12 protein-coding genes are annotated in these 14,731 nt (G+C 76.3%); 7 read left to right on the forward strand and 5 right to left on the reverse strand.

Translation table 11 applies throughout. The annotated features are described in order from the left end of the window. Positions 1–12 precede the first annotated feature (12 nt). Together K7854_RS12845 and K7854_RS12850 are read right to left on the reverse strand one after the other, a co-directional pair. On the reverse strand, positions 13–3,141 hold the full coding sequence (locus K7854_RS12845; protein ID WP_226026578.1) for a sacsin N-terminal ATP-binding-like domain-containing protein: 3,129 nt from the start codon (positions 3,139–3,141) through the stop codon (positions 13–15). 248 nt (positions 3,142–3,389) lie between these two features. Further along, positions 3,390–4,316: a DUF3027 domain-containing protein gene (locus K7854_RS12850; protein WP_226026579.1), complete on the reverse strand. Its 927-nt coding sequence runs from the start codon at positions 4,314–4,316 to the stop codon at positions 3,390–3,392. A 345-nt stretch (positions 4,317–4,661) separates the two neighbouring features. Between K7854_RS12850 and K7854_RS12855 the strand changes: the two genes are divergently transcribed. The 4 genes from K7854_RS12855 to K7854_RS12870 are packed head-to-tail and all read left to right on the forward strand — an operon-like array spanning position 4,662 to position 8,218. Beyond that, the gene (locus K7854_RS12855) at positions 4,662–6,053 is read left to right on the forward strand and encodes an MFS transporter (protein ID WP_226026580.1); all 1,392 of its coding nucleotides are present in this window, start codon (positions 4,662–4,664) and stop codon (positions 6,051–6,053) included. A 58-nt stretch (positions 6,054–6,111) separates the two neighbouring features. After that, a complete protein-coding gene (locus K7854_RS12860) occupies positions 6,112–6,621 on the forward strand; it encodes a DUF2771 domain-containing protein (RefSeq protein WP_226026581.1) in 510 nt (169 codons plus the stop codon). Positions 6,622–6,648: 27 nt separating this feature from the next. After that, positions 6,649–7,353 carry a futalosine hydrolase gene (locus K7854_RS12865; RefSeq protein ID WP_226026582.1) on the forward strand — a complete coding sequence of 235 codons (705 nt, stop codon included), beginning with the start codon at positions 6,649–6,651 and terminating at the stop codon, positions 7,351–7,353. Next, a complete protein-coding gene (locus K7854_RS12870) occupies positions 7,334–8,218 on the forward strand; it encodes a 1,4-dihydroxy-6-naphtoate synthase (RefSeq protein WP_372481025.1) in 885 nt (294 codons plus the stop codon). The genes K7854_RS12865 and K7854_RS12870 overlap by 20 nt, the downstream gene beginning before the upstream one ends. A gap of 18 nt (positions 8,219–8,236) precedes the next feature. Here the strand turns inward: K7854_RS12870 and K7854_RS37665 are convergent, their stop codons facing one another. After that, the gene (locus K7854_RS37665; RefSeq protein WP_003974650.1) at positions 8,237–8,620 is read right to left on the reverse strand and encodes a cold-shock protein; all 384 of its coding nucleotides are present in this window, start codon (positions 8,618–8,620) and stop codon (positions 8,237–8,239) included. A 190-nt stretch (positions 8,621–8,810) separates the two neighbouring features. On the opposite strand from K7854_RS37665, the gene K7854_RS12880 reads away from it, so the two are divergent. Next, on the forward strand, positions 8,811–9,071 hold the full coding sequence (locus K7854_RS12880) for a hypothetical protein (RefSeq protein WP_264087242.1): 261 nt from the start codon (positions 8,811–8,813) through the stop codon (positions 9,069–9,071). On the opposite strand, the gene K7854_RS12885 is transcribed toward K7854_RS12880, so the two are convergent. Further along, positions 9,020–9,682 (reverse strand): HAD family hydrolase, encoded by a 663-nt coding sequence (locus tag K7854_RS12885; RefSeq protein ID WP_372481026.1) that lies wholly within the window; start codon positions 9,680–9,682, stop codon positions 9,020–9,022. The genes K7854_RS12880 and K7854_RS12885 overlap by 52 nt on opposite strands. Positions 9,683–10,302: 620 nt before the next feature. Further along, a complete protein-coding gene (locus K7854_RS12890; protein WP_226026585.1) occupies positions 10,303–11,349 on the reverse strand; it encodes a hypothetical protein in 1,047 nt (348 codons plus the stop codon). 150 nt (positions 11,350–11,499) lie between these two features. Here K7854_RS12890 and K7854_RS12895 point away from each other — a divergent pair, with 150 nt between their 5' ends. Together K7854_RS12895 and K7854_RS12900 are read left to right on the forward strand one after the other, a co-directional pair. Next, positions 11,500–14,106 carry a helicase-associated domain-containing protein gene (locus tag K7854_RS12895; protein WP_226026586.1) on the forward strand — a complete coding sequence of 869 codons (2,607 nt, stop codon included), beginning with the start codon at positions 11,500–11,502 and terminating at the stop codon, positions 14,104–14,106. Between the two features lie 386 nt (positions 14,107–14,492). Continuing rightward, positions 14,493–14,663, forward strand: a complete 171-nt coding sequence (locus K7854_RS12900) for a hypothetical protein (protein WP_226026587.1) — start codon at positions 14,493–14,495, stop codon at positions 14,661–14,663. Positions 14,664–14,731: the final 68 nt, after the last annotated feature.

A 14,731-nucleotide genomic window follows, 5' to 3' on the forward strand; every position in this document is an offset into this window, starting at 1 on the left:
GGGCCGCACGGTTCAGTCGAACCAGCGGTCCCTCGCCAGTTCCTCCGTGCGGGACTCGTCCTCCAGCAGCGCTGCCACCTCGAAGCGGCGGGGCCACTGGCCCGCCGCCCAGGCGAGGCCGGCGGCCACGCCCTCCAGGGTCGCCGCGTGCAGCGCGCCGTCGTCGGTGAGGCGCCAGTCGATCTCCACGCCGTCGACGACCAGTTCCTCGTGCTCCACGTACGAGTCCGGGGTGCGCGCCCCCAGCAGCACCCGCACCGGCTCCGGTACGGCGTGCTCGGCGCCCTCGGAGTCGACGCGGCCGGTGACCGACTCGCTCAGCCGCCGCACCTGGAACAGCTCGGCCAGTTCGGCGGCCCGGGCCGGGCGGACCGGCAGCAGCGGGACGCCGGAGGTGAAGGGCAGCAGGTCCGGCGAGTCGACCACGACCGCGTCGGCGGCGTCCACCACGCGGACCTCGCCGTCGACCACGGCCCGCACCTCGTCCGGCAGGGTGACCTGCTCGGGGTCGAGGTCGGCCAGCGCGCCGTACAGGGCGTGCAGTTGGGCGGCCGTGACCGGGCGGTCGGGGTCGGCGAGGCGGTCCAGGAGTTCGGCCGCGCCGCCGGGCTCGTCGAGGAGGGCGGCGACCGAGGTGCGCACCCCCAGCGCCCGCAGCACCTGCTCGTCCTCGAAGCCGGTCGCGTCGGCCTCCTCGTACAGGCCCCGCAGCAGCGGGTCGCCGCCCGCCGCGCGCAGGCCGGCCGGGCGGCGTCCGCCGAGCACCGGGTGCCCGCGCAGCCACCACGCGGTGTACGGCCGTACGACCTCGTGGGTGCCGTCGGGCAGCAGGACGCGGACGGGCTGGACCAGGGCGTCGCGCAGCGGCGGCCGGGACAGCAGGGCGAGGGCCTCGGGCCAGTGGTCGTCGTCCACCAGGTCGAGGTCGCGCACGGCGACGATCTCGGTGGCGACCGGCGGGACGGGGCTGTCCGGGAAGCGGTCGAGGACGTCCTCGCTCCACACGTCCACGGCGTCGAGCAGCCCCGCGTCGTCGGGCTCGGCGAAGTCGCCCTCGCGGGGCTCCAGTTCGTCGGGGTCGAGGACGACGTCGGTGGCGCGGACGAGGGCGAAGGTGACCAGGACGCCGCAGGCGGCGAGCGGGTCCGGCCCCCACTTCTCGGCGACTTCCGCGTCCACGGCGGCGAGTTCGTCCTCGCGCATGACCCGGGCGAACGGACCGCCGGGGAAGACGAGTTCGCCGGCCGGGGAGAGTTCGCCGTCCTCGTCGGGCAGGGCGAGGGCGCCCAGCCAGGGCTCGTCCCCGGCATCGAGTCCGGCGTCGCGGACCAGGCCGAGGACGGTGTCCGCCAGTTCCTCGGCGTCGAGGGCGTCCTCCTCCCAGTTGGCGCCGCCCTCGTCGTCCAGGGAGGCGGCGACGGCGGCCCGCACCTGCGGGGTGGTGAGCACGGCGCGCGGGGTGGCCGGGAGGGCGCCGAGCTTCTCCAGGAGCGGGTGCGCGGCGTCCGGGTGGGCGACCTTGAGGCCGAGGCGGGTGAGGACCTCCGGGTCGAGGGAGGCGGCGTCCGGGGAGGGCAGCAGCACCTGCCGGGGCCCGATGGTGGTCCGCCCGTCGGCCAGCGGCACCGGCAGCCCGGACAGCCGGTCGGGGTCGACCCCGGCGAGGCTGTCGTAGAGGCTGCGCCACCAGGCGGGGGCCTTCTCCAGGCCCGCCAGCCGGTCGACCGCGTCGGTCAGCGGCACCCGGGCCACGCCCAGCGTGCGCAGTTCGGCCCGGCGTTCCAGACCGGCGGGCAGCAGGGTCGGCAGCACCTCGGCCAGCACCCGCACGGTGTCGGCGCCCGCACCCTCCACCACCTCGGCGTCGCGCGGCCGCAGGGACTGAGGCAGGTCGTCCTCCGCGTCCCGGCCCCCGGAGGGCAGGGCGGGCGGCAGGAACGAGGTGCGGGGCAGCCGGTCGAGGATCGCCTGCCGCAGCGCGCCGTCCAGTTCGCCCCGGCCCAGCGCGCCGGGCACCAGGTCGATGAGGCCGGCGGAGACCGGGCGCCAGTCGGCGAGCAGTCCGGCGTAGGCGTCGGCGGCCCGTTCCGTCAGGAAGTCGGTCAGCGGCCCCGGGGCGGTGTGCCGTCGGGTGGCGTCCAGCGGGAAGGACGCGATGAGCAGGGCGGGCACGCCGAGCGGCTCGTCACTGGGCGTGGGCGCGTGGACCACGGGGCTGGTGCGGGGGCGTTCGGGAGCACCGTCGGCGTCGACGGGCACCGCCCAGGTCACGGACCAGTGGGGGCGCAGCCGCTCCTCGACCGGCCGGTCGGCGAGCAGGTCGGGGGTGAGCGGGCCGTGCGCGGCGGCGGTGCGCCAGCGGGTGACGCCGTGGGCGGAGTCCTCCACCACGGTCAGGTCGTCCTCGGCCCGGCGCGCGAGGGTGCGCACCTGGTCCCCGGCCTCGATCACCACCTCCGCCAGTCCCGGCAGGGCGAGCAGCAGGGCGTCGTCCACCCCGTGCAGGAGCCGTTCGGCGAGGTCGGCGGCGGCCGTGTCGCGCAGCGGCAGGATGACGGCGGTGTCGTAGGGGGCGGGGGCGCTGCCCTCGGCGGGGAACGGCAGCCGCAGCAGCGGTACGTGACCGTCGCGCCGCCGGATCTCGTCACCCAGGCCGGGGCTGTGCCGGGCGGTGTCGACGGCCAGGTCGCGGGCCTCGGCCAGGGACCAGCGCACCCCGCCGTGCCGGCCGACGACGGCGGGCTCGTCGGTGACGGCCAGGACGGCGGCGAAGCCGACCCCGAACCGGCCGACCGAGCCGTCCGCCGCGTCCCGCTTCGCGGAGGCACGCAGGGTGGACAGCGACTCGACGCCGGTCGCGTCGAGCGGGGCGCCGGTGTTGGCGGCGACGAGGACGCCGTCGCGCAGGGTGAGCCGGAGGCGGCCGGGCACACCGGCCCGGGCGGCGGCGTCGGCGGCGTTCTGCGCCAGCTCGACGACCAGCCGGTCGCGGTAGCCGCCGAGGACGAGGTCCTCCTCCGCGTTGGCGTCCTCACGGAACCGGGCCGGGCTCGTCGCCCAGGCGTCCAGCACCCCGCGCCGCAGACGCGCCGTCCCGAACGGGTCCGCGCCTTCGTCGGCAGGCCGTACGAACATGCTCACGGTGACTCTCCTCATCGACGGACCACGAAGGTACCGCCCCGGCCGCCGGCGCACTCACGACACCGACCGGCATCACCCGGCCCCGGCCGGCATCATCCAGCCCGTCCCATGCTGTGTGGCCCGGGTCGGCATCACCCAGCCCGTCCGGCGTTTGAGGACGAGGCCGTCAAGGCCGAAGGGGGGTCCGGGGGCGCAGCCCCCGGGGACGCGAGCCACGACGCACCCGCACCCGACAACGCACCCGCGCCCTACGAATGCCCCAGCTCCGCCGAGGCCTGGTCCTCGGCCACCGGCACCGACCCGGAATCCGCGGCCGGCCGCAGCGGAAACGGATCCACCCGCGTCTCGTCGATCACCGGCGGAGCCACCCGCGGCGGCTTCGGCATGACCGCGGCCTCGGAGTGCCCGCCGCACCCGTAGGCCAGCGACACGACGTGCCCGTCGGCCGGGGAGAACTCGTTGGCGCACACCCCGAAGGCCTGCCCCAGCGAGCCGCCGATCCGGGCGAGGAAGCCGCAGCTGACGCAGGAGGCCGGGGCCGCCTGGGCCATCGCGGTCTTGGGGCCGTAGCCCTCCTCCCAGCGGTCGGCGGCGACGTGCAGCCCGTACCGGGAGAGCACCCGGGTGCGGCGCAGGCCCAGCTCCTCGGCGACCGCCGAGATCGTGCCGCGGGCCGGGACGGTGGACAGCTCGGCCGGCGGCCCGGAGGTCACCTCGGCGTCCTCGGCCTCGACCAGGTCGGCCATCTCGTGGGAGACGGCGGAGTTCGGCGGCGGCTCGTCCTCGCCGGTCCAGCCGGGCTCCAGGCGCAGGTCCTCCGCGTCGGTGGGCAGCAGGTCGCCGGGGCCCATGTCGCCGGGCCGCAGCCGCTCGCTCCACGGCACCCACTCGGGGGCGAGCAGCGCGTCGGGGCCGGGCAGCAGCACCGCCTCGTCCACCGTGACGATCTTGGCGCGGGAGGCGCGGGCCACCGTCACGGCCCAGCGCCAGCCCCGGTAGCCCATCTCCTTGCAGGCGAAGTAGTGCGTGACGACCCGGTCGCCCTCCGACACCATGCCCTCGTGCTCGCCGACGACGCCGGGGGCGGCGGCCTCCTCGGCTGCGCCCCGGGCGAGGTCGACGGCCTCGGCGCACAGGCGGTCAGGGGTGCGGCTTCGCGTTGTCGCTGCGCTCACAGGTATCGCTTCTCTCCATACGCCGTCTCACGAGTGCGCCGCTGCCTGCGAGGGGGCGGACGGAGCGGACCTGTGGACCGCGTCGACGTCCGCGCCCGATCGCGCTCGGGCGCACCTACGTCATCCATTCTGCGGGATGGCCGTACGGCGCGCGGCCGAGAACGTTCGCCACGGCGCGCTACGCACGCTACCTGTTCATGTGCCCTGGGCCTACACCGACGGGAGTTTCGGCGGGGTACGGTCCGGCGCACCCGGGGGGTGCCGGCGCCCGGGTCACTCGACCCGATCACCGCCATACGTGCCGTATCGACGCTACAGCGGCCGCCGACGGGGCACTATGACGGGGTGGCAGCCGCACGGACGGAGTTCAAGCGCGGGAGCCGGCGGCGCGGAGCCGGCTCCCGGTTCCGTGCGGTCGGCCGGGCGCTGCGCCTGCCGGTGACCGGTACCGCGCGCCGCATCCGGCGGGCCACGCACGCGCACGGCGCCGGCGAGTCGGGCCTCGGCAAGCTGATCGAGCTGCACGGGGTGAACGGCGCGGGTGATGTGATGATCACCGTCGCGCTGGCCTCCACCGTCTTCTTCTCCGTCCCCACCGACGAGGCGCGCGGGCGGGTCGCGCTGTACCTGGCCATCACGATGGCGCCGTTCACGCTCCTCGCGCCGGTGATCGGGCCGCTCCTGGACCGGCTGCCGCACGGCCGCCGCGCGGCGATGGCGACCGCGATGGGCGCCCGCGCGGTGCTCGCGCTGGTGCTGTCCGGCGCGGTGGTCACCGGCGGCATCGAGCTGTACCCGGCCGCGCTGGGCGTGCTGGTCGCCTCGAAGGCGTACGGGGTGGTCAGGAGCGCGGTGGTGCCGCGGCTGCTGCCGCCCCGGGTCTCCCTGGTGAAGGCGAACTCGCGGGTCACGCTGTGCGGGCTGCTGGCCACCGGCGTGGCCGCGCCGATCGGCGCCGGGCTGCAGCAGGTGGGGCCGCGCTGGCCGCTGTACGGCGCCTTCGTGATCTTCGTGGCGGGCACCGTGCTGTCGTTCACGCTGCCGCGGAAGGTGGACTCGGCACGTGGCGAGGGCCGGGCGCTGCTCGCCGCGGACGAGGAGCACCTGCCCGGTCCGCTGCGGAAGCGGGGCAAGCGTCCCGGGCTGCGCACGGTCGGCCCGGCGGTGACGCACGCGCTGGCCGCCAACGCCGCCATCCGCTGTCTGACCGGCTTCCTGATCTTCTTCCTGGCGTTCCTGCTGCGGGTGCACCCGATGACCGGCCAGAGCGCGGCGGTGTCGCTGGGGATCGTGGGCGTCGCGGCCGGTGCGGGCAACGCGCTGGGCACGGCGGTCGGGGCGTGGCTGCGGTCCCGGGCGCCGGAGGTCATCATCGTGACGGTGGTGGCGACGGTGCTGGGCGCGGCGGTGGTCGCCACGGTGTTCTTCAGCGCCTTCCTGGTGGCGTGCCTGGCGGCGGTCGCCGGGTTCGCGCAGGCGCTGGCCAAGCTGTCCCTGGACGCGCTGATCCAGCGGGACGTGCCGGAGCAGGTGCGCACGTCGGCGTTCGCGCGCTCGGAGACGCTGCTCCAGGTGTCCTGGGTGCTGGGCGGCGCGGTCGGCATCGTGCTGCCGCTCAACGGCACGCTGGGCCTGTCGGTGGCCGCCGCGATCATCGCCGCCGGGTGGCTGACGACCGTACGGGGTCTGCTCGACTCGGCCCGGCACGGGGGGCGGACTCGGCCGAGGGTGGCGTGACCACGCCACGCCGTACCCAGGTGGGGGGCGGGACAGGAGCGCCGTATAGCCTTCCGCCATGACCACGTTGCCCCGCGGCACCGCCGCTCTCGGACACCGCGTTGTGCGACGCCGCCGCGCCGTCGCCGCCGCAGGCGCCGTGTCCGCCGGACTTCTCCTGCTGTCCGCCTGTGACGAGCCGACCCCGATCGCGACGATCACGGTCGGCAGTGACTCGGTCAGCTCCGAGGCCACCTGCGGCGGGGAGGGCAAGACCCTTTCGGCCGAAGAGATCGACAAGTGCCTGCAGGACAAGGACGCGAAGACCATCACGGTCGACCAGGACGAGACCGTGCGGTTCGGTGTCGACCCGGACGTCGCCGACAAGCACTGGACGATCCTGATGAACGGTCAGCAGCTGGTCGAGGACAGCGACAAGACCTACCGCACCGTGCCGGGCAGCGTCTTCTTCAACGCGCAGTACGGCGCCCAGGGCAACTCGACGAACGTCGCCGTCGCGGCCCGTGACGGCAAGGACGACAGCCAGAACATCACCGGTGTGTGGGTCTTCAAGCTGAAGAAGGACTGACCGCCCACGTCCTCCGTGCACCTCCTCGTGGCCACCGCGGTCCCCGTCGAACGGGACGCGGTGGCTCGGGCGTTCCCGGCGCCGGGCGCCGAGGTGTCCCGCCCGGGCATCGCCCTGCACCGGCTGCCGGACGGCTGGGACCTGCTGGCCGCCGGGGTCGGCCCGGCCCTCGCCGCCGCCTCCACCGCCGCCGCGCTGACCGCCGCGGCCCTCGACGGCACGCCCTACGACCTGGTCGTCTCGGCCGGCATCGGCGGCGGCTTCCTGCCGGACGCGCCCGTCGGCTCGCTCGTGGTCGCCGACGCGATCACCGCGGCCGACCTGGGCGCCGAGACCGCCGACGGCTTCCTGCCGGTCACCGACCTCGGCTTCGGCACCGTCACCCACCACCCGCCGGCCCCTCTGGTCCGCGCCGTCGCCGAGGCCACCGGGGCCCGGCCCGGCACCGTCCTGACCGGGTCCACCGTCACCGGCACCGCGGCCCGCGCCGCGCTGCTGCGCGAGCGCCATCCGGACGCCCTGGCGGAGGCGATGGAGGGCTTCGGCGTCGCGGAGGCCGCCGCCGCGCACGGGGTGCCGGTGCTCGAACTGCGCGCGGTCTCCAACCCGGTCGGACCACGCGACCGGGCCGCCTGGCGCATCGGCGAGGCCCTGACGGCACTGACGGACGCCTTCGGGAAGCTCGCCCCCGCCCTCACGAGTTGGAACCCACATGAGCGACATGACCGCTGACACCCCTGAGACGCCCGCAGCCCCCGAGACCCTGCGCATCGCGTACTCCCCCTGCCCCAACGACACCTTCGTCTTCGACGCCCTGGCGCACGGCCGCGTCCCCGGCGCCCCCGCCCTCGACGTGACCTTCGCAGACATCGACGTCACCAACGGGATGGCCGAGCGCGGCGAGTTCGACGTGCTGAAGGTGTCGTACGCCGTGCTGCCGTACGTCCTCGACGACTGGGCCCTGCTGCCCTGCGGCGGCGCGCTGGGCCGGGGCTGCGGGCCGCTGGTGCTGACCCGGGAGGCGGACGCCGATCTGAGCGGCCGCACGGTCGCGGTGCCCAGCGAGACCTCCACCGCCTACCTGCTCTTCCGCCTGTGGGCCGCGGACACCGTGCCCGGCGGGGTCGGGGAGATCGTGGTGATGCCCTTCCACGAGATCATGCCGGCCGTGCGGGACGGGAAGGTCGACGCGGGCCTGGTGATCCACGAGGCCCGCTTCACGTACCAGAACTACGGGCTGCACAAGCTCGCCGACATGGGCGAGCACTGGGAGCACACCACCGGGCTGCCGATCCCGCTCGGCGCGATCATCGCGAAGCGGTCGCTGGGCGGGCCGGCGCTGACCCGGCTCGCGGACGCGGTGCGCGCCTCGGTCCGCGCGGCCTGGGACGACCCGAAGGTGTCCCGGCCGTACGTCATGGAGCACGCGCAGGAGATGGACCCGGCCGTCGCCGACCAGCACATCGGGCTGTACGTCAACGAGTTCACCGCCGACCTCGGCGAGGACGGCTACGCGGCGATCCGGGGCCTGCTGACCCGCGCGGCGGCCGAGGGACTCGTACCGGCCCTCGGCCCGGACGCGCTGGCGTTCCCGTAGGACGGCCGGGCGAGGCGATCAGACGTCGAGCTGGTCCGCGACCGCGCGGAGCAGCCCGGCGATCTTCTTGCCGGCCGTCTTCTCGGGGTAGCGGCCGCGCTCCAGCATCGGCGTGATGTTCTCCAGGAGCGTCGTCAGGTCCTGCACGATGGAGGCCAGCTCGTCCGGCTTCTTGCGCTGCGCGGCCGCGACCGAGGGGGCCGGGTCGAGCAGGGCGAGCGACAGTGCCTGGTCGCCGCGCTGTCCGGCGACGACACCGAACTCGACGCGCTGTCCCGGCTTCAGGCTCTCGACTCCGGCAGGGAGGACCGAGGAATGGACGAAGACGTCACCGCCGTCGTCGCGGGAGAGAAAGCCGAAGCCCTTCTCGCTGTTGAACCACTTGACCTTGCCGGTAGGCACGTCTGTCCTCGTCCTCGTACTCGTCGGAAACTGCTCGGAAATATGCTCGGAAACGGCTCTTGATAGCACTTGGGCGGGTCGTCCGACCCGCCGGTACCCAGGCTAATGGTCTTCGACCGGGTGACAAGACGTCCCCCGGCTGTTCTCCAGGCCTGGGAACTACCCTGGTCGGGTGCGTGAACAAACCCGAATGAATTCCGCCGCGCCCGGCGACCGGCTGATCCGCGCCGGTGCGATCGTCTTCTTCGTCGGCGCCGTGGCCACTTTGGTCACGGTGGCCCCGCTGCTGCTGGGCACGACGCCGTTCCCCACCTACATGTTCGGGCTGAGCATGCTGATGGGAGTGGGCTTCCTGGTCGCCGGTGCCGGAGTGTTCCAGTCGATCGCCGCCGGGCGGCGTCAGGCCCGCGCCGCGGCCGGCTCCCCGGCGTCGCCCTCGCCGTCCCGGTAGGCCGCGAGCCACGCCGGGAAGGCGGTGAGGTCGGCGAGGACCACGTCGGCGCCCGCCGCGCGCAGCTCGTCGGCGTCGCAGGGCCCGCTGGCCACGGCCACGGAGCGGGCACCGGCGGCGCGGGCTCCGCGGACGTCGCCGACATGGTCGCCGACGTAGACGTCCGCGTCGTGCTCGCGCAGCGCGAGAGCCTTCTGCTCGGCCCACAGGCCGCCGATCACGGCGTCCGGCTCGATGCCGAGGTGCGCCAGGTGCAGCTTGGCGTTCGGCTCGTACTTGGCGGTGACGACGACGGCCCGCCCGCCGGCCCCGCGCACGGCGGCGACGGCCTCGCGGGCGCCGGGCAGCGCGAGCGTGGGCTCGATCGCGTACGCCGGGTAGATCTCCCGGTACAGGTCGGCGACGGCCTCGATCTCCCCGGCCGGGAACCAGTGCGCCAGCTCCTCGGCCAGCGGCGGCCCGAGCCGGGTGACGGCCAGGTCGGCGTCCACGTACGTCCCGGTGCGCGCGCTCAGTTCGAGGTAGCAGGCCCGGATGCCGGGCCGGGAGTCGATCAGCGTCATGTCGAGGTCGAAACCGACGGTGGGCGCGTGACGGGTCGCAGAAGCCATGCCCCCCATTGTGCCGGGCCCCCAACGAGCCGGACCGCCCGCGGTGGGAGCGCCCCCGGCCGACCGCCTCGGCGCCACCCGCGATGCGCGGCGGGGCCGGGACGAGGCCCGGGCGGCGGACCGGGCGGCCGTACGAGGCCCCGACGAGCCCGGACGGCCGCAGAGCAAGCGCCCCCGCGCGGCGGACCGGTCAGCCGCGACGGAGACGGCGACTCCGGACGGCCGCCTCGCCCACGGGGGGAGCGCCCCCCGCCGACCGCCTCAGCGCCACCCGCGATGCGCGGCGGGGCCCGGGCGACGGACCCGTCAGCCGTACGAGGCGCCGACGAGCCCAGACGGCCGCAGGGCAGGCGCCCCCGCGCGGCGGACCGGTCAGCCGCGACGGAGACGGCGACTCCGGACGGCCGCCTCGCCCACCGGGGGGAGCGCCCCCCGCCGACCGCCTCAGCGCCACCCGCGATGCGCGGCGGGGCCCGGGCGGCGGACCGGGCGGTCGTGCGGGAGGGGGGCGGTCCTGGGCGGTCGCCTCGCGGACGCGGGCCGTGCTCCGCCCGGGGGGCCGTCCGCGCTCGCGCGGTTTGGCACTGCGGCGAGCACCGGAACCCGGCCGGGCGGACCGGTCAGGTGCGGGGGCGGCGGGAGCGCCAGAGGAGGTAGAGGGCGGTGGCGACGGCGGCGGTGCGCAGGACCCAGGGCCAGGTGTCGGCGATCGCGTCGCTCATGCGGCCCTCGGCGACCGGGTCGCCCCAGCGGCCCTCGGTGCGGCCCCACAGCCAGACGACGCCCGCGGCGGCGACCGTGCCGGGCAGGCCCAGGACGGCCCACTTCGCCTGGGCCGGGGTCAGCCGGCGGGAGAGGTAGGCGATCAGCCAGCCGAGGCCCAGCGGGACGAGGCTGCCGAGCACGGCACCGGCGATCAGCAGGGCCGCCGCGAGCAGCAGGAGGGGGTTGTTCCAGCCGCCCTCGGGCCACAGGCGGGGCAGGCGGCGGGCCTTGTCCTTCCCCGCCGCCCCGGCCGCCGGGTCGTCGGCCTCGGCCGGCGCCACGGCACCGGGGGCCTGCTCGGTGGCGGTGTCCGGCTCCTCCGCCGCGTCCTGCGGTCCCGGTGGCCGCCTGAGCAGCTCCGGGATCTCGACGCCGCCGACGAACCCGGGCACGCTGTCGCCGAGGCTCCCCCCGGCGAAGGGGCCGTCCTCGACGCGCCACCAGTCCGGCTGCCCGTCGCCGACGTCCCCCAGTTCCCGCGCGTCCGCGAGGTGGGGCGGGGCGGCGGCCGCGGGCGCGGCCGGGGGCTCGGGGGCGGGGCGCCGACGGCCCCTGCGCCGCTCGGCGCCGCGGGGTCCGGCGTCGTCGCGGGGCCCGTCGTCGCGGGGCCCGGTGTCCCGCTGCTCGGGCACGGCGGTGGGCGACGGCGCCGCCGCCTGCTGCCGCACCCCGCTCGTGCCGCCCGCCGCGGTGACGATGTCGTCGGGGTCGCCGAGCCGGTCCAGGATGCGGCGGACCGCGGCGGGGCTGTCCACGGTGGTCTTCGCCCGGTGCCGGTCGATCTCGTTGCGCAGCTCCGACACCAGGCGCATCCGGGTAGCCGACGGCAGCTGCCGCTGCTGCGCCACGTCGCCGACGCGGCTCAGATACTCGAAGACGACCTGGTCGCTCTCGATCCCCACGTTCCCCTCCGGGGCGGTGCGTTGTGGTACGCCGTCGTGCTCTGTCGTACCCCGTGGGACGAAGGTACCGAATCCTCCCCGCCCGGCCGACGGCACCGCACCCTCGCACGCACACCCCCGCCGTCCGGCCCACCCGCTAACGTGGACCGGATGAGCACCGAGGAGAAGTCCGCGGCCCCCCGGTCCCTCGCGGAGGCGCTCCGCGTCAGGGACGACGTCTCGCTGGCCGCCCTCCTGCGCAGCCGTCCCGACCTCATCACCCCCGTGCCGACCGACCTCACCCAGCTCGCCACCCGGGCCGGCACCCGCGCCTCCGTGGTGCGCGCCCTGGAGCGTCTTGACCGGTTCGCGCTGCAGACGGCCGAAGCGCTGGCCGTGGCACCGGACCCGGCGTCGTACGGCGAACTGCTCGCCCTGATGGGCGGCGACGAGGAGGACCCGGCGGTCGCCGCCGCGCTCCCCCGGGCCGTCGCCCTGCTGCGCGAACAGGCGCTGGTGTGGGGCGCCGACGACCGGCTGCGGCTGGTGCGCACCGCCCGTGAGCTGCTCGCGCCCTCCCCGCAGCACCCGTCCCCGACCGGGCTCGGGCCCACCGTGCGGGAGGCGACGGCGGGCATGTCCCCGGGCCGGATCCAGGAGATCCTCGCCGCCGTCGGACTGCCCTCGACCCACGACTCGGTCTCCGCCGTGGCCGCGCTCGGCGCGCTGTTCGCCGACCGGCGGCGGACGGCCGCACTGCTGGCCGGGCTCCCGGCGGAGTCCCGGGAGGTGCTGGACCGGCTGGTGTGGGGGCCGCCGTACGGCCAGGTCACCCACGACCCCGCCGCCCACCTGCGCGCACTCCTGGACCGCGGTCTGCTGCTGCCGACCGCGCCCGGCACGGTCGTGCTGCCCCGCGAGGTCGCCCTGCACCTGCGCGCGGGCCGGGCGCACCGCGTGCCCGAGCCGGTGCCGCCGCCGGTGGAGGCCGCCGCGACCCACCGTCCACAGGTTGTGGACGCCACCGCGGCCGGGCAGGCCCTGGCGGCGCTGGCGACGGTCGAGGAGCTGCTGAAGGAGTGGGACGAGGGCGGCCCCTCGGTGCTGCGGGCCGGCGGGCTGAGCGTGCGCGACCTGAAGCGGACCGCCGTCGCCCTGGACGTGTCCGAGCCGGTCGCCGCCTTCTGGCTCGAACTGGCCTACGGCGCCGGGCTGATCGCCTCCGACGGCGAGGCCGACGAGCGGTACGCGGCGACCCCGGCGTACGACGAGTGGCGCGAGCTGCCGCCCGCCGAGCGCTGGGCGCGGCTGGCCGGGGCGTGGCTGACGGCCACCCGGACGCCGGGCGTGGTCGGCGGGCGGGACGCGAAGGACCGCACGCTCTCCGCGCTGGGCCCGAACCTGGACCGTTCGGCGGCGCCGGAGGTGCGGCACCGGGTGCTGGCCCTGCTGGCGGGGCTGCCCGAGGGCGCCTCGCCCGTCGAGGGGTCACTGCTGGCCCGGCTGCGCTGGGAGCGCCCGCTGCGCGGTGCGCAGCAGCAGCGGGAGACCGGGACCGGCGAGGCGCGGGACGACGACCTCCGCAGCCGGATCGCCCGGTGGACGCTGTCCGAGGCCGAGCTGCTGGGCGTCACCGGACGCGGCGCCCTCGCGGCGCCGGGACGGGCCCTGATCGGCGCCCCCGAGGCACCCCGCCCGGCGGAGCGGGAGGCGGAGCCCGAGGGCCCGGGGGCCAAACTCCCCGTCCACCACCACCGCACGCCCCCGGTGCTCGTCGCCCCGACCCCGGCCGAACGGGCCGCGGCCACCGCGACCGCCGCCCGGCTGCTGGCCCCGCTCTTCCCCGAACCGCTGGACCACGTGCTGCTCCAGGCCGACCTGACGGCGGTGGCGCCGGGCCCGCTGGAGCGGGAGCTGGCCGACGTGCTGGGGGTGCTCGCCGACGTGGAGTCCAAGGGCGGGGCGACCGTCTACCGGTTCACGCCGGGTTCGGTACGCCGTGCGCTGGACGCCGGGCGGAGCGCCGCCGACCTGCACGCCTTCCTCGCCCGGCACTCCCGTACGCCGGTGCCGCAGCCCCTGACGTACCTGATCGACGACGTGGCCCGGCGGCACGGGCGGCTGCGGGTGGGCGCGGCCTCGGCGTACGTGCGCTGCGACGACGACGCGACGCTGGACGAGATCCTGGCCGACAAGCGGGCCGCCGCCCTCGGCCTGCGCCGTCTCGCGCCCACCGTGCTGGCCGCGCAGGCCGATCCGGCGGCGCTGCTCGAAGGGCTGCGCGCGATCGGGTTCGCGCCGGCCGCCGAGTCCGCCGCGGGGGACGTGCTGATCGCCCGCGCGGACTCCCACCGCACCCCGCCGAGGGCCGCCCCCGAGCCGGTCCCGGACGGTCCGCCGGCGCCCGACGACACGCTTCTGGCGGCGGCGATCCGCGCCGTGCGGGCCGGTGACCTGGCCGCCACGACCCCGCGCAAGCCGGGCCCCGGCGGCCCCGGGAGCGGGGCGGACGGCGACGGGGCCGGGGCGCCGGGCGGCACGCTGCCCCGCACCGGCGCCGCCGAGACGCTGGCCACGATGCAGGCCGCGGTGCTGACCGGCGAGGCGCTGTGGATCGGCTACGTGAACGCCGAGGGCGCCGCAAGCCAGCGCGTGATCGCCCCGATCCGGGTCGAGGGCGGCTTCGTCACGGCGTACGACCACACGGCGGACGAGGTGCGCACCTATCCGCTGCACCGGGTCACGGGCGTGGCCGAGCTGGCCGACGACGCGGGCTGATCCGGCGTACGACGGGCACGACGCGCGGCGCACTTTCGGGTGAACGCCGTGGTTCATGCACGCCACGCCGGGTGATTCGCACCTGCGAGGGAGCTTTTTTCATAAACCGCATCGGGTCACGGGCGGTCGGGCAGCCACCGGGTGCCCAGCAAACCAACCGAAAGGAAGAACCCGATGCGTACTGCCGTTCGCCGCGTCGCCACCGTCCTGGCCTCCACCGCGGCGCTGGTCGCCGCGTTCGCCGCGGAGGCCGCCGCCGTCGGCATCGACCTCGGCGGAGGCGTCACCCTCTGACCGTCCCCCTTCCGCATCCCTCTGGCGGGCCGGACCCCCAGCCCTTCCGGGCCCGGCCCGCCGCCGCCCCCCAAGACTCCGAGAGGCCCCCCATGCACAGCAAGCCCCCCGCCCCCGGTCCCGACCGTTCCACCGCTCGCTCCGCCGTCGCCGTCTCCGTCGCCGCCCTGATCACCGCCGCGGCGCTGTTCGGGGCCCTCGCGCCCAAGGCCGGCGCGGTGGAGGGCCCGCTCATCAACAACATCAGCATCGCTCTCGGGTAGGCCCCGCGCCGCGATCAGGCACACTGGACGTTTGGCCGAGCCGTCGTCCGGCCGTACGCACGCGAAAG

The sequence above is a fragment of the Streptomyces hyderabadensis genome (genome assembly GCF_020404845.1).
Classification (GTDB): Bacteria; Actinomycetota; Actinomycetes; order Streptomycetales; family Streptomycetaceae; genus Streptomyces; species Streptomyces hyderabadensis.